This is a genomic window from Methanobrevibacter sp. (assembly GCF_017427765.1).
GTDB lineage: Archaea > Methanobacteriota > Methanobacteria > Methanobacteriales > Methanobacteriaceae > Methanocatella.
In genome coordinates this window covers 61,807-62,934 of record NZ_JAFRSC010000027.1, presented here as the reverse complement: position 1 = coordinate 62,934, position 1,128 = coordinate 61,807, and the positions used below count along the sequence as shown (strand labels likewise).

At 28.5% G+C, this 1,128-nt stretch carries 1 protein-coding gene; it reads left to right on the top strand.

The features are described 5' to 3' along the window. Window positions 1-325: 325 nt before the first annotated feature. Window positions 326-1,024, top strand: coding sequence for a TIGR00297 family protein (locus IJL02_RS08615; RefSeq protein WP_292814989.1), 699 nt, complete (start codon window positions 326-328; stop codon window positions 1,022-1,024). The last annotated feature ends 104 nt before the right edge of the window (window positions 1,025-1,128 follow it).

Sequence of the window (1,128 nt, the reverse complement as noted above, 5' to 3'; positions counted from 1 at the left end):
TTTTTTCTTAATTTTTTCTTATTTTTTTAGAAATTTAATAATTTTTACTTGTACATATATATTACCAAACTTCTTTTTTATTTTTTATAATTCAACATATAATTTAATTAAAAATTCAATTAATATTTTAATATTTAAATCAATTAAAATTAATATAATTAATCGTTATTTTAATTAAAAGCACACAAATTTTCATTCAGTTTCTGGATATTCAAAAAATAGGTAAAATTATCATTTTTCTCATGCTTTTTAAAACGAGGATTTAACTAAATCTTTTTATATAATTTTAAACATAATTTAATAAAAACATAGGTTTGTTGATACTATGGTTGAAGCAATAATGATTAATTGGGTTTATGTAATTCTATTATTTATTTTGGGTTTCATAACATACAGAAGAAAATCTCTGGATTTATTCGGTTCAGCAGTCATGATTTTTATGGGTGTTGTAATCATTTTTTCAGCCGGAACAAACTGGCTGTTGCTTATTGTCTTATTTTTGGTAATGTGTCTTCTTGCAACCAAGTTTTCAAAAAAATATAAATTATCTTTAGGGGAATTTGAAGGAAGAAGAACCTCTAAAAACGTAATTTCAAATGGTGTTGTGGCCTGTTTTATGGCTGCATTCGGAGGATATTACCTGCCGTTTGTAGGAGGATTCATCGGAGCTATTGCAACAGCGACTGCCGATACATTAGGTTCTGAAATTGGAGTACTCGACCAGGAACCTAGACTAATCACAACATTTCAAAAAGTGGATCCGGGTACCAACGGTGCGGTTTCAGTTTTGGGAACAGTTTCAGGAATGGTTGGTGCGGCTATAATCGGTATTGCAGCATATCTTTTGGGAATTGTGGCAAATCCGGTATCTGCGATTCTTGTTTCAATAGTTTCCGGAACAGTGGGATGCTTTATGGACAGTATTCTGGGAGCTGTTTTTGAAAATAATGACTTGCTTACAAACGAGCATGTAAATTTAATTGCAACAATTGTCGGAGCTATTGTCGGAATTATACTGATTTAACTTTTTTTGTAAACTTATTTTTAATTAATTAAACTCATTTTTAAATAAATTATTTAACTATTAAAAAATAAACTTTATAACAGTATATTTTATAAAGGTGATAT